Genomic DNA, 18,198 nt, shown 5'->3' with positions numbered 1-18,198 from the left:
AGGGAGACGGGACGGGCAGGGGCGGAGGGGGCGAGAGAACCCGGCCCCGCGCCCCGCGGAAGGACGCAAAAGGGCGGGGCCCCGGAATCCCGGGGGCCCCGCCCTGAACGCTGCCGACGCCTAAGGCGTACTGAAGGCCGTCAGTTGTCGTCCTCGTCGATGAGGAACCCACGCATCGGCGAGGGAGCCTGCTGCATCGGCGACGGCCCCTGCGGCCGCACCGGAGCCATCGGCTGGGTCATGGCCGGCGACATCTGCTGCTGCCCACCGTAGGAGGGCGCGGCCGGGGCCGGCGCTCCACCCATGCCCTGGTTGCCACCGTAGGACGGCGCACTCGCACCGGCCGGAGCCATGGAGGGCGCGGACGGCGACGGCAGGGACGCGGTGGCCGGGGTACGCGGCGGGGCGAGCGAGTCGTCCGCCTGCGTCTCCAGCTGGCGCAGCTGCGACTCCAGGTAGGACTTCAGTCGCGTACGGTACTCGCGCTCGAAGCCGCGCAGGTCCTCGACCTTGCGCTCCAGCGTGGCGCGGGCGGACTCCAGGGAGCCCATCGCGACGCGGTGCTTCTCCTGCGCGTCCCGCTCCAGCGCGTCGGCCTTGGCACGGGCGTCCCGCTCCAGACCCTCGGCGCGGCTGCGGGCCTCACCGACGATCTTGTTGGCCTCGGAACGGGCCTCGGCGATCGCCTGGTCGGCGGTCTGCTGGGCCAGCGAGAGCACACGGGCGGCGCTGTCGCCGCCGGGACCCTGACCGGGCTGCGGCATCTGCGGACCGTGACCGCCCATGGGGCCACCCATGGGACCGCCCATGGGACCGCCCATCTGCTGCTGCATCTGCGGCTGCATCTGGCCGGGACCCGGACCCTGGCCCATCGGCCCCTGACCCATCGGACCCTGACCCATCGGGCCGGGACCCTGCGGACCGCCCTGGCCGCTGGGGCCCGCGGGCAGCTGCGGTGCACCGCTCGGCAGCTGGGGCGGGCCACCCATGGGGCCACCCATCTGCTGCTGCGGCGGGCCCGATATGCCGGCGGGCACGGGAGCGCCGGGACCTCGCATGCCCTGCGGCGGACCCTGCTGCTGGTCCTGCTGCTCGGGCGGCTTGCGCATGCCCTGCTGCTGGTTCTGCGCGGCGGCACGCGTGGCGGCGGCCAGCTTGGCGCGCAGGTCCTCGTTCTCGCGCAGCAGGCGCGTCAGTTCGGCTTCGACCTCGTCGAGGAAGGCATCGACCTCGTCCTCGTCATAGCCTTCTCGGAGGCGGACGGTCGTGAACTGCTTGTTCCGCACGTCCTCGGGGGTCAACGGCATCTCTTCACCTCAACGTAGTCGTCGGCATTCGGCAAGACCGTATCGTTCACAGCCGGCTCACGACGGAGATCAGGATGTAGACGATGATCATCAGTACGAAGAAGGACAGGTCGAGCGCCACGCCCCCGAGACGCAGCGGCGGGATGAACCGCCGCAGAAGCTTGAGCGGTGGATCGGTGACAGTGTAGGTGGCCTCCAGAACGACCACCATCGCCTTGCCGGGTTGCCATGAGCGGGCGAACTGGAAGACGTAGTCCATGACAAGCCGGAAAATCAGCACGATGAGGAAACACATCAGCGCGATGTAGAGAACCTGCCCGACCACGCTCATGATCCGTGCTTCCCTCTCCCCTGTTTCCCAGCTTTGTTTCCGGTCCTGCGTCTCAGCTCTGGTTGAAGAACCCGCCCTCTGCGATGCGGGCCTTGTCCTCCGCCGTGACATCGACGTTAGCAGGCGACAACAGGAACACCTTCTGCGTCACCCGCTCGATGCTGCCGTGGAGACCAAACACCAAACCAGCCGCAAAGTCGACAAGTCGCTTCGCGTCTGTGTCATCCATCTCAGTCAGATTCATGATCACCGGGGTGCCTTCACGGAAGTGTTCCCCGATGGTACGGGCCTCGTTGTAGGTCCGGGGGTGCAGCGTGGTGATCCGGTACGGCTCTCGCTCGGACACGACCTTGGGCATGATCACCGGCGCGTTCTTCTCCAGGCTCTGACGTTCTTGTGTGATGGATGCCACGGGGGCGATTCGCGCCGGACGCCCGGATTCCGCGGGGAGCGAAGCGGAATGGGGCACCGGATCGCGCGGCGCCGGAGGCTGCACCACTCGTACCGAATCGTCCCTTTGGGACTGGTGTGCCTGATGTGACTGGTGTGACGGTTCATGCCGTCGCCGGTCCCGCTCGGGCTCCGGATCGAGCTCGGGCTCGAAGTCGTCGTCGGGGTCGAATCCCCTGCCGTCGTACCCATCGTCCTCCACGAGGCCGAGGTAGACCGCCATCTTGCGCATCGCGCCGGCCATGCTCTGAGTCCTCCGCTCTGTGGTGGATCGGCTGACGAATTGCCAAGTGCCCGCGATCCACGTGGTCGTTATGCCCGCCTATGGCGGAAATGACCATATTTTCTGCTGTGGTCCGACTTCTTGGCGACGTTACCCGAGCCTGGGTCGGACTCCGAGTACCGCAGTACCGACGCGTACATGTGTCGCTCCGGCTGCCACGGCCTGTTCGAGGTCCGAGCTCATCCCTGCCGAGACCATGTTCGCAGCCGGATGAGCGCTGCGCAGGACAGTCGACAAATCCATCAGCCGCTCGAACGCCGCCTGTTCACGTCCCGCGAACGGTCCGGTGAGCGGCGCGACGGTCATCAGCCCGTCGAGTCGCAGCCCCGGGGAGTCCGCGACGAGGTCGGCCAACTCCTCGATTCCCGCGACTCCCACACCCCCGCGCTCACCCCGGCCGCTCTCCTCGGCGTCCAGTGCGACCTGGATGAGGCACCCCACTTCGCGCCCCGCCCGCACCGCCTCCTTCGACAAGGCCGTGACGAGCTTGGAACGATCGATGGACTGCACGACATGGGCGTAACCGACCACGGAACGCACCTTGTTGGTCTGCAACTGACCGACAAAATGCCACGAGAGGGGCAGATCCGAACACTCCGCGGCCTTGGGGGCCGCGTCCTGGTCGCGGTTCTCGGCGACGTGACGCACACCGAGTTCCGACAGGATCCGCACATCGCTCGCGGGATAGGTCTTGGTGACCACGATCAGGGTCACCTCTTCGCGCTCCCGACCCGCCGCCTTGCACGCGGCCGCGATGCGCTCCTCCACTTTCGCCAGATTCGCGGCGAGTTGAGCCTTACGTTCTGTCATGCCCCATCAGTCCAGCCAGACATAGCCCGCGAGCCGCCCCGTCGTGCGGTCGCGGCGGTACGAGAAGTGGTCCTGCGATTCGAGCGTGCACACCATCGACTGCTCCCGGTCGCTCACCCCGAGCCGTTCCAACTGCGCGTGCACTCCGGCGGTCACGTCGACCGCGGGGGTGCCCCAGCTGGTCTCGGCGTACGCCGCCGGCTCGATCGCGGCGACCTCGGCGCGCATCTCCTCGGGCACTTCGTAGCAGCGTCCGCAGACCGCGGGGCCGGTCCGGGCGACGATCCGCCCCGTCTCGGCCCCCAGTTCCACCATGGCGCGCACCGCCGCGGGGACGACTCCGGCCACCATGCCGGGCCGTCCCGCGTGGGCGGCGGCCACCACCTTGGCCACCGGATCGGCGAGCAGCACGGGCGTGCAGTCCGCGGTGAGCACGGCGAGGGCGAGTCCGGGCCGCGTGGTGATGATCGCATCGACCTCGGCCACGGGGCGGTCCCCCCACGGCGCGTCGACGACGGCCACGTCCGGTCCGTGCACCTGGTTCATCCAGACCACCCGGGCCGCGTCGAGTCCCAGTGACCCGGCGGCCAGTTCACGGTTGGAGCGCACGGCGGCGGGGTCGTCGCCGACCGCCCCGCCGAGGTTGAGCTCCTCGTACGGAACGGCGCTCACCCCGCCCCACCGGTCGGTGAAGGCGAAGTGCGCGCCGCTCACTGTGCTCGTTCGGGAGCGCTGCCCTATCACTTCAGGAAGTCCGGCACGTCCAGCTCTTCGGCCGGGCTGTCGGCGTAGGAGCGGGACGGCGGGACCGGCGGCGGGGCCTGGATCTCGCTGACCGGCTCGGGGGCGGGCTCCGGAGCGGCCTCCTTCGGCGTCACGCTGCCGAGCGAACCGAAGGACGGGCGGCTCTCTGTGGAGCGCACCGGTGCCGGCTCCTCGCGCTTGGCGGTGGACGACCCGAGGACGTTGTCCCGCTTCGCCGGGGGCTGGCCGCCGTCGAAGCCGGCGGCGATGACGGTGACCCGCACCTCGTCGCCGAGGGCGTCGTCGATGACCGCGCCGAAGATGATGTTGGCCTCGGGGTGGGCGGCCTCGCTGACCAGCTGGGCGGCCTCGTTGATCTCGAACAGGCCGAGGTCGGAGCCGCCGGAGATGGAGAGCAGCACGCCGCGCGCGCCGTCGATGGAGGCTTCGAGGAGCGGCGAGGAGATCGCCATCTCGGCCGCCGCGACGGCGCGGTCGTCACCGCGGGCCGAGCCGATGCCCATGAGCGCCGAACCGGCCTCGGACATGACGGACTTGACGTCCGCGAAGTCGAGGTTGATCAGACCGGGCGTGGTGATGAGGTCGGTGATGCCCTGAACACCGGAGAGCAGGACCTGGTCCGCCGACTTGAAGGCGTCGAGGACGGAGACCTGGCGGTCCGAGATGGACAGCAGCCGGTCGTTCGGGATGACGATGAGGGTGTCGACCTCTTCGCGGAGTTCGGCGATGCCGTCCTCGGCCTGGTTGGCGCGGCGCCGTCCCTCGAAGGTGAACGGGCGCGTGACCACGCCGATGGTCAGGGCGCCGAGCGAGCGCGCGATGTTGGCCACGACGGGTGCGCCGCCGGTGCCGGTGCCGCCGCCCTCACCGGCGGTCACGAAGACCATGTCGGCCCCCTTGAGGACCTCTTCGATCTCCTCGCGGTGGTCCTCGGCGGCCTTGCGGCCGACGGCCGGGTTGGCGCCGGCGCCGAGTCCGCGGGTCAGTTCGCGGCCGACGTCGAGCTTGACGTCGGCGTCGCTCATCAACAGCGCCTGTGCGTCGGTGTTGATGGCGATGAACTCGACACCCTTGAGACCGACCTCGATCATCCGGTTGATGGCATTGACACCACCGCCGCCGACACCGATGACCTTGATGACTGCGAGGTAGTTCTGCGGTGCTGCCACGTCGAAGGCCTCTCGCCTCGAATTACGTTGCCGTCGTCTCACGGGTGCTCCGCGGTCCGACGGCTGATGCCGAATTGGGACGGTCCGAACGCCGACCCGAACCCTAACGCTGAAGTTTAGGGTTACCAGTGTGTCTGTTCCTTGGACTCTTCCGAACAGGACACTAAGTCGACAAGTGGCGCACGTTCAACGAACACGCCGAACCTCCCGTTTTTCTTTTCACCCTATGTGATCAGCCGTAGCGCTGCCCAACTAGGGTGCTGGCCTGCGCAGATGTGCGTCAACTGCCCGATGACGCAGGGGCGGTGGGAACGCTCACGTCGAAGTGCCGGGCACCTGGAGCGGCTTTCATGAGAGCGGTGAGCGCCCTGGCTTTGGCGCGCCCCTTCTCGCCGCTGCCCCAGTCGACGGTCCGGCCGCCCTTCAACTCCAGCCGGATCGAGTCGTAGGAACGGACTTTGACGGTGCTCGTGTCGCGGGAGACCGCGGCCGGAAGGTCGCCCGCGGCCCGTACCGCCTCGCGCACCAGCCGGTCGGTGCCGAAGCGGCGCAGGCCGGCCGACCGGGAGACCTTCAATTCCAGTGCGGGCACGCCACGCGGAGCGTCGGAAACCGTCGCGAATCGCACACCCTTGGCGTCCACTTCGACGTATTTTGTGCCTTTTTCGATAATCAGGACGGGGGTGCGCTCGGTGACTTTCAGCCCGATTCCGTTCGGCCAGGAACGGACGACGTCAATCGAGTCAATTCGGGGCAATTCGCTCCGCAGTCGTGCCGCAATCGCGTCCGTTTCGACAGAAATCAGCGGGGAACCGACCGGAACGTCGGCCGCCTTGCGCACCTGGTCCGCCGTCAGCACCCGTGTCCCCGACACCGTCACGCGGTCCACGCGCAGCCACTGCGAGCCGTAGAGGACCCAGACGGACGCGGCCCCGGCCAACACCACGGAGGCCAAAAGGATGATGAGCTTACGAGGGCGACGCAGTCGCCCGACACGGGACGGCCGGGGCGGGCCGGATTCCTGCTTCTGCCGTTCGCCGCGCTCGGCGGTGCTCGGTCCGGCCACGCTCCCTGCCTTCCCTCATGCGGTCCTAGTGACGGCGAGAGGCGATCGCCTCGTACACCATGCCGACGAGCAGGTCGTCGGCGTCCCGGCGGCCGAACTCGCTGGCGGCGCGGGACATCTCGTACAGCCGGTGCGGGTCCGCGAGCACGGGGAGCACGTTCTGCTGCACCCACTGAGGCGACAGCTCCGCGTCGTCGACCAGCAGCCCGCCGCCGGCCTTGACCACCGGCTGGGCGTTCAGCCGCTGTTCGCCGTTGCCGATGGGCAGCGGGACGTACGCGGCGGGCAGCCCGACGGCGGAGAGCTCGGCGACGGTCATCGCGCCCGCGCGGCAGAGCATCATGTCGGCCGCGGCGTACGCGAGGTCCATCCGGTCCACGTACGGTACCGGGATGTACGGGGGCATCCCCGGCATCTGGTGCACCTGCGGCAGTTCGTTCTTCGGGCCGACCGCGTGCAGGATCTGGATGCCCGCCTGCTGGAGGTAGGGCGCCGCCTGCTGGACGACCTCGTTGAGGCGGCGGGCGCCCTGCGAGCCGCCGGAGACCAGCAGGGTCGGCAGGTTGGGGTCGAGCCCGAACGCGGCGCGGGCCTCGGGGCGCACGGCGGCCCGGTCGAGGGTGGCGATGGAGCGGCGCAGCGGGATGCCGATGTAGCGGGCCCCGCGGAGCTTGCTGTCGGGCGTGGAGACGGCGACCTGGGCGGCGTACCGCGACCCGATCTTGTTGGCGAGGCCGGGACGGGCGTTGGCCTCGTGGATGACGATCGGCACACCGAGGCGCTTCGCCGCGAGGTAGCCGGGCAGGGCGACGTACCCGCCGAAGCCGACGACGGCGTCCGCCTTGGTGCGCTCCATGATCTGCTCGGCCGCCTTGATGGTGCCGCGCAGCCGCCCGGGGACGGTGATCAGCTCGGGCGTGGGCTTGCGTGGCAGCGGCACGGCGGGAATCAGCGCGAGTTCGTAGCCGCGCTCCGGTACGAGGCGGGTCTCCAGACCGCGCTCCGTGCCCAGGGCCGTGATCCCCACGGTCGGGTCCTGCCTGCGCAGGGCGTCCGCGAGGGCGAGCGCGGGCTCGATGTGGCCGGCGGTCCCCCCGCCGGCGAGTACGACATGCACCGAAATTCACCGCTCTCCGGACGAACGCGCCGTGCCGGCACGCCGTCGCATCGTGTTCCATCTCCGAGGCCCCGCGGTCCCCGCGGAGCCTCTCACCGCAGCACGCTTTCTACCAAAGCGGGGTTGCCGCATGGCAAGCGCCGCCCGCGCAGCGGGCTCGTCGCGTGCGAAGGCGATCAGCAGCCCGATGGCGAACATGGTCGGCAGCAGGGCGGAACCCCCGTAGGAGAACAGCGGGAGCGGGACTCCGGCGATCGGCAGCAGACCGAGCACCGCACCGATGTTGATCACGGCCTGGGCCGTGATCCAGGTGGTCACGCCTCCCGCGGCATACCTCACGAAGGGGTCCTCCGTGCGTCCGGCCACGCGGATACCCGCATAGCCTAGAGCCGCGAAGAGGGCGAGCACCGACAGCGTCCCCGCCAGACCCAGTTCCTCCCCGGTGATGGCGAAGATGAAGTCGGTGTGCGCTTCGGGCAGTTGGCCCCATTTTTCCACGCTGGCACCCAGGCCGGAACCGAAGAGTCCGCCGGAGGCGAGGGCGTAGATGCCGTGCACGGCCTGCCAGCAGTGATCGCCCGGCCCCGGGTCGGTGGCACCGATGCAGGCGAGCCTGGCCATGCGGTTCGGGCTGGTCTTGATGAGGATGACGCCGATGGTCGCGGCGACGGCCAGCACGCCGGCGAACAGCCGGGTGGGCGCTCCCGCCAGCCACAGCAGCCCGAAGAGGATCGCTGTGAGAATGATCGCGGTTCCCATGTCGCCGCCGAGCATGATCAGCCCGAGCAGCATGAAGGCCACCGGTACGAGCGGCACCAGCATGTGCTTCCACTGGGTCAGCAGCCGCTTGTCCTGTTTGCGGGCGATCAGGTCGGCGCCCCACAGCACGAGCGCGAGCTTGCCGAACTCGCTGGGCTGGAGCTGGAACGGGCCGCCGACGGAGATCCAGTTCTGGTTGCCGTTGACCGAGACCCCTATCCCCGGCACCTGCACCAGGGCCATCAGGAAGACGGCGCCCGCCAGGATCGGGTACGCCAGCGCCCGGTGCAGTTTCACCGGCATCCGCGAGGCGACCAGCATGAGCACACCGCCGATCACGGCGGCCAGGAACTGCTTGCGGAAGAAGTACGAACCCGGCAGCGAGAGCTGCAGCGCGGTGATCTGCGAGGCCGAGTAGACCATCACCAGGCCGAGCACGGTGATCAGCAGGCTGCCGCCCAGGATCAGGTAGTACGCGGTGAGCGGCCGGTCCCAGGCCTTGCGGGCGCGCAGGTGGAACCGGCGGACGGGGTTGTCGCGCGGGGACCGGGCGCCGGACGGTCGTCGCGGCGCGCGCTGGACCGGGGGGCGGCCCGTACGGCTACTCGGCACGGCCGGCACCTCCCGCGCCGCGGGAGGGCGCCCCGGAGGGCTGGAGGGGCCCCCAAGGCGTCGTGCCGCCGGCCCGAAGCCGCAGACGAGGTACCGACCAGGATGGCGTCACGCGTCGCTCCCAAGGGTCCCGGGCGCCCGGGTCGGCCGGACCCGCCGTCAGGCGCTCGCGGCGCCGAGTTCGCGAACCGCCTCCGCGAAAGCGTCACCGCGCTTGTTGTAGTTGGCGAACATGTCCATGGACGCACAGGCCGGCGCCAGCAGAACGGTGTCCCCCGGCCCGGCGAGCCGCGCGGCCTCCCGGACCGCCGCGAGCATCGCCCCAGTGTCGGTCCGGTCGAGGTCGACGACGGGTACTTCCGGGGCGTGTCGCGCGAGCGCTTCGCCGATCAGCGCGCGGTCCGCGCCGATCAGGACGACACCCCGGAGCCGCTTCGCCGACTTGGCGACCAGCTCGTCGAAGGTCGCGCCCTTGGCGAGGCCGCCCGCGATCCACACGATCGACTCGTAGGCGGCCAAAGAGGCCTCCGCCGCATGGGTGTTGGTGGCCTTGGAATCGTCGATGTAGGCGACCTGGTCCACGTCGGCGACGTGCGCGATGCGGTGCGCGTCGGGCCGGAAGGCGCGCAGTCCGTCGCGCACCGCCTTGGCGGGCACACCGAAGGCGCGGGCCAGGGCTGCCGCCGCAAGGGCGTTGGCGATGTTGTGCGGGGCGGGCGGATGGACGTCCGACACCTCCGCGAGCTCCTGCGCGTTCTTGTGCCGGTCCTCGACGAAGGCCCGGTCGACCAGGATGCCTTCCACGACGCCGAGTTGGGACGGTCCGGGCGTGCCGAGCGTGAAGCCGATCGCCCGGCAGCCCTCCTCCACGTCCGCCTCGCGCACCAGGTCCTCGGTCGCCTTGTCGGCGACGTTGTAGACGCAGGCGACCCGATTGCCCTCGTAGATACGGCCCTTGTCGGCGGCGTACGCCTCCATGGAGCCGTGCCAGTCGAGGTGGTCGGGCGCCAGGTTCAGCACGGCGGCCGAATGGGCGCGCAGCGAGGGCGCCCAGTGCAGCTGATAGCTCGACAGCTCCACCGCGAGGACGTCGTACGTCTCCTCGCCGAGGACCGCGTCCAGCAGCGAGACGCCGATGTTGCCGACCGCCGCGGTGCGCAGTCCGGCCGCCTCCAGGATGGAGGCGAGCATCTGGACGGTGGTGGTCTTGCCGTTGGTGCCGGTGACCGCCAGCCAGGGCGCTGGTTCCCTGCCGTCCCGGCCGCGCAGCCGCCAGGCGAGTTCGACGTCGCCCCAGACCGGGACGCTCGCCTCGGCGGCCGCGGCGAACAGCGGCTTGTCCGGCTTCCAGCCGGGTGCGGTCACGATGAGTTCGGTGCCTTCCGGCAGGGTCGCGCCGTCACCGAGGCGCACGGTGACACCGAGCGCCTCCAGCTCCGCGGCCTGGGCCCGGGAGCGCTCGTCGTCGCCGTCGTTGACGACCGTGACGACCGCGCCGAGGCCGTGCAGCACCTTGGCCGCCGGGATGCCGGAGACGCCGAGCCCGGCGACGGTGACGTTCTTGCCCTGCCAGTCGATCACTTCTTGGCTGCCCATCCTGCGTAGAAGAGGCCCAGTCCTACGATGACGCACATGCCCTGAATGATCCAGAAGCGGACCACCACAAGGACTTCGGACCACCCCTTGAGTTCGAAGTGGTGCTGGAGTGGTGCCATGCGGAAGACGCGTCGGCCGGTCAGCCGGAAGGACCCGACCTGGATCACGACCGACATGGTGATGAGGACGAAGAGACCGCCGAGGAGCGCGACCAGCAGCTCCGTGCGGGAGCAGATCGCCAGACCGGCGAGCGCGCCGCCGAGGGCCAGCGAACCGGTGTCGCCCATGAAGATCTTGGCCGGCGAGGTGTTCCACCACAGGAAGCCGAAGCAGGCGCCCATCAGGGCGGAGGCGACGACCGCGAGGTCCAGCGGATCGCGTACCTCGTAGCAGGCGGCCGGGTTCGTGAGAGTCGCGGCGTTGGCGCAGGACTCCTGGAACTGCCAGACGCCGATGAAGGTGTAGGCGCCGAAGACCATCGTGGCCGCGCCGGTGGCGAGACCGTCCAGACCGTCCGTCAGGTTCACGCCGTTGGACATGGCCAGGATCATGAACAGGGCCCAGACCACGAAGAGCACCGGCCCGATGGACCAGCCGAAGTCCTGGACGAAGGAGAGCTTCGTGGAGGCCGGGGTGTTCCCGCGGTTGTCGGCGAACTGGAGGGCCAGCACCGCGAAGGCGATGCCCACGATCAGCTGTCCGGCCATCTTCGCCTTGGCGCGCAGACCCAGCGAGCGCCGCTTGACGATCTTGATGTAGTCGTCCAGGAAGCCGACCAGGCCCATGCCCGCCATCAGGCCGAGCACCAGCAGGCCGGAGAACGTGGGCGCGTAACCCGTGATCACCTTCGACAGGAAGTACGCGATGATCGTCGCGAGGATGAAGGCGATACCACCCATGGTCGGCGTACCGCGCTTGCTGTGGTGCTCGCGCGGGCCGTCGTCGCGGATGTACTGGCCGTAACCCTTTCGGGCCAGCAGCTTGATCAGCAGCGGAGTGCCGACCAGCGTCAGGAACAGGCCAATGACTCCTGCGAACAGGATCTGCTTCATCATCGGGCGGCAACCTCACCCTCGAGGCCGCTGTCGAGCAGCGCCTGCGCCACCCGTTCGAGCCCGACCGACCTGGACGCCTTCACGAGTACGACGTCCCCCGGGCGCAGCTCGCTGCGCAACAGGTCGACAGCCGCCTGTGCGTCGGACACGTGCACCGACTCCTCACCCCACGAACCCTCGTTATATGCGCCCAGTTGCAGCCAGGACGCTTCCCTGCCCCCGACCGCGACGAGCTTGCTGACGTTGAGCCGGACGGCGAGCCGTCCGACCGCGTCGTGCTCGGCGAGCGCCTCGTCCCCGAGCTCGGCCATCTGACCGAGCACCGCCCACGTACGACGTCCCCTGCCCATGGCCGCGAGCGCGCGCAGGGCGGCTCGCATGGACTCGGGGTTCGCGTTGTAGGCGTCGTTGACGACCGTCACGCCGTCCGGACGCTCGGTGACCTCCATCCGCCAGCGGGAGAGGGAGTCCGCCTCGGAGAGCGCGCGGGCGATCTCGTCTGCGGACATGCCCAGCTCATGGGCGACGGCGGCCGCGGCGAGCGCGTTCGACACGTGGTGCTCACCGTACAGGCGCATGGTCACGTCACTGCACCCGGAGGGTGTGCGAAGACTGAAGGCGGGCTGTCCACTGTCCGTGAGACGGACGTTCTCGGCGCGTACGTCCGCTTCGTCGGACTCACCGAAGAGGATCACGCGCGCCTTCGTCCGGGATGCCATGGCGCGGACGAGGGGATCGTCGGCGTTGAGGATCGCCGCGCCGTCCTCCGGGAGGCTCTCGACGAGTTCGCCCTTCGCCTGTGCGATCTGCTCGCGTCCGCCGAACTCGCCGATGTGGGCGGTGCCGACGTTGAGGACGAGGCCGACCTTCGGCGGGGTCAGGCCGGCGAGGTAGCTGATGTGGCCGATGCCGCGGGCGCCCATCTCCAGGACGAGGAAACGGGTCTCCTCGGTGGCGCTGAGCGCGGTGAGCGGCAGGCCGATCTCGTTGTTGAGCGAGCCGGGCGTGAAGACGGTCGGCGCCTTGGTCCGCAGCACCTGGGCGATCAGGTCCTTGGTGCTGGTCTTGCCCGCGGAGCCGGTGAGGGCGACGAGGGTCGCGCCGAGCCGTTCCACGACGTGCCGGGCGAGCGCGCCGAGCGCCGCCTGGACGTCGGCGACGACGATCGCGGGCACGCCGACGGGGCGGGACCCCAGCACGGCGACCGCGCCCGCCTCGACCACCGCCTCGGCGAAGTCGTGGCCGTCCACGCGCTCGCCCACGAAGGCGACGAAGAGGCTGCCGGACTCCACCTCACGGGAGTCTCTGACGACCGGTCCGGTGACCTGTACTGACGGATCCGGTATGTCGTGCGTCTGCCCGCCGACGACTGCTGCGATCTCGGCGAGAGAGAGGGCGATCACAAGTTCATCCCTGGGTCTGCTGGATAGCTTCGCGAAGCACCTGGCGGTCGTCGAACGGACGGACCACCCCGGCGATGTCCTGGCCCTGCTCGTGGCCCTTGCCCGCGACCAGCACGGTGTCGCCCGGCTGCGCGCGGGCGACCGCGGCGGCGATGGCGGCGGCGCGGTCCTCGAAGACCTGGACCTCGCCGCGCTCGTGCGCCGGCACCTCGGCGGCGCCCGCGAGCATCGTGGCGAGGATCGCGAGGGGGTCCTCGGAGCGGGGGTTGTCGGAGGTCAGTACGGCGGTGTCGGCGAGCCGGGCCGCTGCCGCGCCCATCGGCATCCGCTTGGTCTTGTCACGGTCGCCGCCGCAGCCGAGCACGACGTGCAGGTGACCGGTGGTGACCTTGCGCAGGGCGCGCAGGACCGACTCGACCGCGTCCGTCTTGTGGGCGTAGTCGACGACGGCGAGGTAGGGCTGGCCGGCGTCCACCCGCTCCAGGCGGCCCGGAACGCCCGGCACCGCGGCGACGCCGTCGGCGGCGTCCTGCGGGTCGATCCCCGCGACGGCGAGGGCGACGACGGCGGCGAGGGTGTTCGCCACGTTGAAGGGGCCCGCGAGCGGTGACCTGGCGGTGATGCGCTCGCCCTTGGGGCCGACGGCGGTGAACGTCGAGTCCATGGGCCCGACTTCGACGTCCTCGGCGCGCCAGTCGGCGTCGGGGTGGCCCTCGGCGGAGAAGGTGACGACCGGGACGGTGGCCTCCTTGGCCAGCCTGCGCCCGTACTCGTCATCGAGGTTGACGACGCCGAGTCTGCTGCGTTTCGGCGTGAACAGCTGCGCCTTGGCCCGGAAGTAGTCCTCCATGTCGGAGTGGAACTCCATGTGCTCCGGGCTCAGGTTGTTGAAGACGGCGATGTCGAAGACGCAGCCGTCGACGCGCCCGAGGACCAGCGCGTGGCTGGAGACCTCCATCGCGACCGCCTCGACGCCGCGCTCGCGCATCACCGCGAACAGCGCCTGGAGGTCGGTGGCTTCGGGGGTGGTGCGCTCGGACTTGATGCGCTCGTCGCCGATGCGCATCTCGACCGTGCCGATCAGGCCGGTGCTGCGGACCGTCTTCAGACCGCCCTCGACGAGGTACGCCGTCGTGGTCTTGCCGGACGTGCCGGTGATCCCGATCTGGAGCAGCTCGCGCCCGGGGTGGCCGTAGATGGTGGCGGCCAGTTCGCCCATCCGTCCGCGCGGATCGTCGACGACGAGCACCGGCAGGCCGGTGGCCGCGGCTCGCTCGGCGCCGGTCGGGTCGGTCAGTACGGCGACGGCGCCGAGGCCGGCGGCCTGGGGCACGAAGTCGGCGCCGTGCAGGCGGGCGCCGGGCAGCGCGGCGTACAGGTCTCCCGGGCGCACGGCGCGGGAGTCATGGGTGATGCCCGTGACCTCCGCCTTCGACGCCGGGGCGGTGGTCCCCAGCTGATCGGCGAGCTCCGCGAGGGGTGTGGCGGAGACGTGAACCGGTCGGGGCGGCCCCGGATATGTCACAGGAACGCCCTTCTGGGTGGTTTGGGACTGATCAGCATGTGGCACGGCGGTGAGCGTACCGGGCGCACCCCCGCCGGAGCGAAGTGAGGGGTTCGGCGGGGACTGGTTCCCGGGAGCGGGGGTGATCGTAGTCACGGGCTGGTTCCTGGTCCGTTGTGCGTGGGGGCCGATCAGGGCGTGCGGTCGGATGGGATCACGGCGAGAAGGAGACGGGCAGTCGGGCGGGCTGGGCGCCGGTGGGCGGGACCTGGAGGGTCTTCAGCGCGAATTCCATGACCTGCTTGTAGATGGGTCCGCAGATCTGGCCGCCGAAGTAGCTGCCCCTGGTGGCGTTCTGGATCGCGCAGTAGACGGTGACGCGCGGCTTGTCCGCGGGTGCGAATCCGGCGAACGAGGAGGTGTATCCGTGGTACTTGCCGGTGGCCGGATCCACGCGGTTGGCCGTACCCGTCTTGCCCGCGACCCGGTAGCCGGGAATGCGCGCCTTGTTGCCGGTGCCCTGCTCGTCGTCCACGACGGACTCCAGCATCTGGGCGAGGGTCTTCGCCGTCTTCTCGCTCACGACCCTTGTCTTCCCGGGCTCGGCGGCCGGGGTGAAGCGGCCGTCGGGTCCCTTCGTGCCGCGCACCAGGGTCGGCTCCACGCGGACGCCGCCGTTGGCGATCGTCGAGTAGACGGAGGCCGCCTGCATCGCGTTGATCGACACGCCCTGGCCGAAAGGAATCGTGTACTGCTGCGAGGTCGACCAGGCGTCGGGGCGGGCGAGGATGCCCGCCGTCTCGCCGGGGAAGTCCAGCCCGGTGTGGCTGCCGATGCCGAACTTGCGCAGATACGAGTACAGGACCCGGTTGGCCTCCTTCTGCGTCTTGCCCAGCTGTCCGGTCGCCAGGATGGTGCCGATGTTGCTGGACTTGGCGAGGACGCCGTTGAGCGTCAGGTGCCAGGTCGAGTGGTCGATGTCGTCCTGGAAGAGCCGGTCGCCGCGGTGCAGCCGGTTCGGGACGACCACGTGGGTGTCGGGTGTGGCGGCGTTCTCCTCCAGCACGGCCGCCATCGACATGAGCTTGGCGGTGGAGCCGGGTTCGAACGCGTCCTGGAGGGCCGCGTTGCCCATGGCCGCGGAGTTGGCCTGGGAGAGGTCGTTCGGGTCGAAGCCGGGCGAGTTCGCCATCGCGAGGATCTCGCCGGTCCGGGTGTCCTGCACTATCACGTAACCGCGGTCGGCCTTGGACTTCTTCACCTGCTCGGTGATCGCGTCCTGCGCGGCCCACTGGATGTCCCGGTCGATGGTCAGCTCGACGTCGGAGCCGGCCACGGCGGGGGTCTCGGTGGAGCCCACGGTCGGCACCTGCCGGCCGCCGGACTGCGCGTAGCGGATCTTTCCGTCCTTGCCGGCGAGCTGCTTGTTCAGCGCCTGCTCGACGCCGCCGCCGCCCTTGCCGTCGGCGTTGACCCAGCCCAGTATCCCGGCGGCGAGGTCGCCGTTCGGGTACACGCGCTTGCTGGCGGGCACGGCCAGGACGCCGGCGAGGACGTTGACCGTGTTCGCGTCGGTCTCCGCCTTGGTGCCGAGCGTCGACTTCAGGTCCTTGATCTGCTTCCACACCTGCGGGGTCTGGCGGTGCGCGAGCAGGACGTAGCGGGTGTTCTTCGTCCGCAGCTTCTTGGCGACGCTGTCCATGTCCTCGTTGAGGATGGGCCCGAGCAGCGCCGCGGCCTGCTCGGGCGCGTCACCGGCCTTCGTCGCCTCCCGCGTGAACATCGTCGGGTCGGCCGTGATGTCGTACGCGTCCACGCTGGTCGCGAGCTCGACGCCGTTGCGGTCGGTGATGCCGCCCCGCTCGGCGGCGAGCGTGCGCCCCACGTAGCGGTTCTGCTCGGCCTTCGCGGCGTAGGCGCTGGCGTCCACCGCCTGCACCTGGAGCAGCCGTACGACGAAGGCGACCATCACCAGGGTCAGCGCGAGACTGACCATGCGCAGGCGGGGGCGGGGGCTGCCGAGCCGGATGACGCTCGGGGCCTGGGGCCGCCCGGCGCCCGGTCGGCGTACGGGGCGTGCGCCGGGTCCCGGACGGCGCCGGCCGCCGGGTACGGGCCTGGCGGGGCCGGGCACGCGGCGGCGCGGCGGTTCCCTGTCGGACACTTCCGTCACCTGCCGGGGGTCGTGGGGGACTGCGTGGACGGGGCGGGGACCTGACGGGAGGGGGTGGTCACGGACGGCTGCGCGGTGGACGCCGGGGCCGGGCTCCGGCGGGGCTGCGGTGCGAGCACCTCGGGCGCCGGGATCATCGGAGCCCGCGCGGAGGACTGCTGGGCGGGCCCCCCGGGGACGCCCTTGACGGTGCCGTCCGGGTCGAGGAAGGCCGGGTCCCCGCCGGGGACCATGCCGAGTTCACGGGCCCGGCGCTGGAGGGCGTCGGGGGCGGAGTAGGCGTCCACGTCCCGTTGGAGAGCCTGCTCCTCGTCGGTGAGGCTCTTGGTGTCCCTCTGGAGATCGTCGAGCCGGAACGCCCCCTCGCTGAGCGCGGAGTTCAGCACGAGGAGCCCGATGAGGCCGCCGCCGAGCAGCACGACGACGAGCAGCACGAACGGGGTGCGGGCGGCCTGGCCGGCCCCCGCGGGCAGCAGTCGGGCGAGCCGGGCGGCCCGCCCCCTGAGCTCCGGTTTTCGGCTCACGCGCCCTCCCTCTCGCCGCGCCTCACTCGGCGTCCTCGCGAATGCGTTGCGCCCCCCGCAGCCGGGCGGGAGCCGCTCGCCGGTTCTCGGCTACCTCTTCCTCGGTGGGAAGTTCGGCACCCCGGGTGAGCAGCTTGAGCCGCGGCTGGTAGCGCTCGGGGACGACCGGCAGCCCGGGCGGCGCGGTGGACGCGGCGCCGGCCGCGAACACCTGCTTGACCAGCCGGTCCTCCAGCGAGTGGTACGAGAGCACCGCGATACGGCCGCCGACGGCGAGCGCCCCGACGGCCGCGGGGATCGCCCTCTCCAGGACGCTCAGCTCGCCGTTGACCTCGATGCGCAGTGCCTGGAAGGTGCGCTTGGCGGGGTTGCCGCCGGTGCGCTTGGCGGCCTGGGGCAGTGCGTCGCGGATCAGTTCGACGAGCCGTGCGCTGTTGCTGAAGGGCTCCTTCTCGCGTTCGCGCACGATCGCGGACACGATCCGCTTGGCCTGCTTCTCCTCGCCGTACGCCCGCAGGATCCGCACCAGCTCACCCGGTGGGTAGGTGTTGAGCACCTCGGCCGCGCTCATCCCGGTCGTCTGGTCCATGCGCATGTCGAGCGGGGCGTCCTGCGCGTACGCGAACCCGCGGTCCGCCTCGTCGAGCTGCATGGACGACACACCGAGGTCGAACAGCACGCCCTGGACGCGCGGGATGCCGAGGCGGTCGAGCACCTCGGGGAGCTCGTCGTAGACGGCGTGCACCAGGGTGGCGCGGTCGCCGAAGGGGGCGAGCCGCTCCCCGGACAGGCGCAGGGCCTCCTTGTCGCGGTCCAGGGCCACCAGGCAGGCCTCGGGGAACTGCGTGAGCAGGGCCTCGCTGTGACCGCCGAGTCCCAGTGTGCAGTCGACGACGACGGCTCCCGGCTCACCGAGGGCCGGGGCCAGCATGTCCAGGCACCGCTGGAGCATCACCGGGACATGTCGACTCTGGCTCAAGGGGCCCTCTCAGGTCCGGCGCGGCCGTACGCACCGCCGGGTCCCCGCCCGCTCGAGAAGGGGAGGCCTGCTGGCGCCGGTGAGTGGCGTCAGCCGACCGGGAGCGGGAGGAGGCCGAGCCGTACGTACGCGCCGCGCACGCGGGGAGACGCCGGAAAATCGCCGGGTCTCCGGGGGATACAAGTCCAGCAGGGAGAGCCTCGCCTCCCGCTTCGCGTCACTTTAGTCCACGGTGTCTCGCGGTCAATCAACCGGCATGCGCGTCGCGCAGCCCGCTCCCGCCGAAGCCGCAAAT

At 70.5% G+C, this 18,198-nt stretch carries 16 protein-coding genes; all 16 read right to left on the bottom strand.

The window, feature by feature from the left end:
* Positions 1–140: 140 nt before the first annotated feature.
* The 16 genes from ABEB03_RS08425 to rsmH all read right to left on the bottom strand — a co-directional run bounded on the left by ABEB03_RS08425 (position 141) and on the right by rsmH (position 17,903).
* Positions 141–1,307 (bottom strand): DivIVA domain-containing protein, encoded by a 1,167-nt coding sequence (locus tag ABEB03_RS08425; protein WP_345643703.1) that lies wholly within the window; start codon positions 1,305–1,307, stop codon positions 141–143.
* Positions 1,308–1,353: 46 nt separating this feature from the next.
* Positions 1,354–1,638: a YggT family protein gene (locus ABEB03_RS08420; protein WP_028803186.1), complete on the bottom strand. Its 285-nt coding sequence runs from the start codon at positions 1,636–1,638 to the stop codon at positions 1,354–1,356.
* Positions 1,639–1,690: 52 nt separating this feature from the next.
* Positions 1,691–2,332, bottom strand: coding sequence for a cell division protein SepF (locus ABEB03_RS08415; protein WP_028803187.1), 642 nt, complete (start codon positions 2,330–2,332; stop codon positions 1,691–1,693).
* 129 nt (positions 2,333–2,461) lie between these two features.
* Positions 2,462–3,181: a YggS family pyridoxal phosphate-dependent enzyme gene (locus tag ABEB03_RS08410; RefSeq protein WP_345643695.1), complete on the bottom strand. Its 720-nt coding sequence runs from the start codon at positions 3,179–3,181 to the stop codon at positions 2,462–2,464.
* Positions 3,182–3,187: 6 nt separating this feature from the next.
* Complete coding sequence (pgeF, locus tag ABEB03_RS08405) at positions 3,188–3,925, bottom strand: peptidoglycan editing factor PgeF (protein WP_345643692.1); 738 nt, start codon at positions 3,923–3,925, stop codon at positions 3,188–3,190.
* Entirely contained in the window at positions 3,922–5,115 is a 1,194-nt protein-coding gene (gene ftsZ, locus ABEB03_RS08400) for a cell division protein FtsZ (RefSeq protein ID WP_345643689.1), read from the bottom strand. The genes pgeF and ftsZ overlap by 4 nt, the downstream gene beginning before the upstream one ends.
* Positions 5,116–5,395: 280 nt before the next feature.
* The gene (locus ABEB03_RS08395; RefSeq protein WP_345643686.1) at positions 5,396–6,181 is read right to left on the bottom strand and encodes a cell division protein FtsQ/DivIB; all 786 of its coding nucleotides are present in this window, start codon (positions 6,179–6,181) and stop codon (positions 5,396–5,398) included.
* 25 nt (positions 6,182–6,206) lie between these two features.
* On the bottom strand, positions 6,207–7,298 hold the full coding sequence (gene murG, locus ABEB03_RS08390; RefSeq protein ID WP_095933706.1) for an undecaprenyldiphospho-muramoylpentapeptide beta-N-acetylglucosaminyltransferase: 1,092 nt from the start codon (positions 7,296–7,298) through the stop codon (positions 6,207–6,209).
* A gap of 6 nt (positions 7,299–7,304) precedes the next feature.
* Positions 7,305–8,669 (bottom strand): putative lipid II flippase FtsW, encoded by a 1,365-nt coding sequence (gene ftsW, locus ABEB03_RS08385; RefSeq protein ID WP_345643680.1) that lies wholly within the window; start codon positions 8,667–8,669, stop codon positions 7,305–7,307.
* A 159-nt stretch (positions 8,670–8,828) separates the two neighbouring features.
* Positions 8,829–10,265: a UDP-N-acetylmuramoyl-L-alanine--D-glutamate ligase gene (gene murD, locus ABEB03_RS08380; RefSeq protein ID WP_345643677.1), complete on the bottom strand. Its 1,437-nt coding sequence runs from the start codon at positions 10,263–10,265 to the stop codon at positions 8,829–8,831.
* Positions 10,247–11,320: a phospho-N-acetylmuramoyl-pentapeptide-transferase gene (mraY, locus tag ABEB03_RS08375; protein ID WP_028803195.1), complete on the bottom strand. Its 1,074-nt coding sequence runs from the start codon at positions 11,318–11,320 to the stop codon at positions 10,247–10,249. Before mraY ends, murD begins: the two co-directional genes overlap by 19 nt.
* Entirely contained in the window at positions 11,317–12,723 is a 1,407-nt protein-coding gene (locus tag ABEB03_RS08370; RefSeq protein WP_345643673.1) for a UDP-N-acetylmuramoyl-tripeptide--D-alanyl-D-alanine ligase, read from the bottom strand. Before ABEB03_RS08370 ends, mraY begins: the two co-directional genes overlap by 4 nt.
* Before the next feature lie 4 nt (positions 12,724–12,727).
* Positions 12,728–14,248: a UDP-N-acetylmuramoyl-L-alanyl-D-glutamate--2,6-diaminopimelate ligase gene (locus ABEB03_RS08365; RefSeq protein WP_345643670.1), complete on the bottom strand. Its 1,521-nt coding sequence runs from the start codon at positions 14,246–14,248 to the stop codon at positions 12,728–12,730.
* A 193-nt stretch (positions 14,249–14,441) separates the two neighbouring features.
* Positions 14,442–16,391 carry a peptidoglycan D,D-transpeptidase FtsI family protein gene (locus tag ABEB03_RS08360; protein ID WP_345643667.1) on the bottom strand — a complete coding sequence of 650 codons (1,950 nt, stop codon included), beginning with the start codon at positions 16,389–16,391 and terminating at the stop codon, positions 14,442–14,444.
* A 5-nt stretch (positions 16,392–16,396) separates the two neighbouring features.
* Complete coding sequence (locus ABEB03_RS08355; protein ID WP_345643664.1) at positions 16,397–16,924, bottom strand: hypothetical protein; 528 nt, start codon at positions 16,922–16,924, stop codon at positions 16,397–16,399.
* Between the two features lie 22 nt (positions 16,925–16,946).
* Positions 16,947–17,903: a 16S rRNA (cytosine(1402)-N(4))-methyltransferase RsmH gene (gene rsmH / locus ABEB03_RS08350; RefSeq protein ID WP_345643661.1), complete on the bottom strand. Its 957-nt coding sequence runs from the start codon at positions 17,901–17,903 to the stop codon at positions 16,947–16,949.
* Between the last annotated feature and the right edge of the window lie 295 nt (positions 17,904–18,198).

The sequence above is a fragment of the Streptomyces siamensis genome (genome assembly GCF_039543605.1).
GTDB classification, from domain to species: Bacteria; Actinomycetota; Actinomycetes; order Streptomycetales; family Streptomycetaceae; genus Streptomyces; species Streptomyces siamensis.
The sequence above is the reverse complement of the archived record's forward strand: the minus strand, read 5'-3'. Positions and strand labels throughout refer to the sequence as shown.

What these genes read in the sequence shown, in the direction of transcription:
- ABEB03_RS08425 (WP_345643703.1), bottom strand. Translation starts at nt 1,307, where the DNA reads ATGCCGTTGACCCCCGAGGACGTGCGGAACAAGCAGTTCACGACCGTC.
- ABEB03_RS08420 (WP_028803186.1), bottom strand. Translation starts at nt 1,638, where the DNA reads ATGAGCGTGGTCGGGCAGGTTCTCTACATCGCGCTGATGTGTTTCCTC.
- ABEB03_RS08415 (WP_028803187.1), bottom strand. Translation starts at nt 2,332, where the DNA reads ATGGCCGGCGCGATGCGCAAGATGGCGGTCTACCTCGGCCTCGTGGAG.
- ABEB03_RS08410 (WP_345643695.1), bottom strand. Translation starts at nt 3,181, where the DNA reads ATGACAGAACGTAAGGCTCAACTCGCCGCGAATCTGGCGAAAGTGGAG.
- murD (WP_345643677.1), bottom strand. Translation starts at nt 10,265, where the DNA reads ATGGGCAGCCAAGAAGTGATCGACTGGCAGGGCAAGAACGTCACCGTC.
- mraY (WP_028803195.1), bottom strand. Translation starts at nt 11,320, where the DNA reads ATGATGAAGCAGATCCTGTTCGCAGGAGTCATTGGCCTGTTCCTGACG.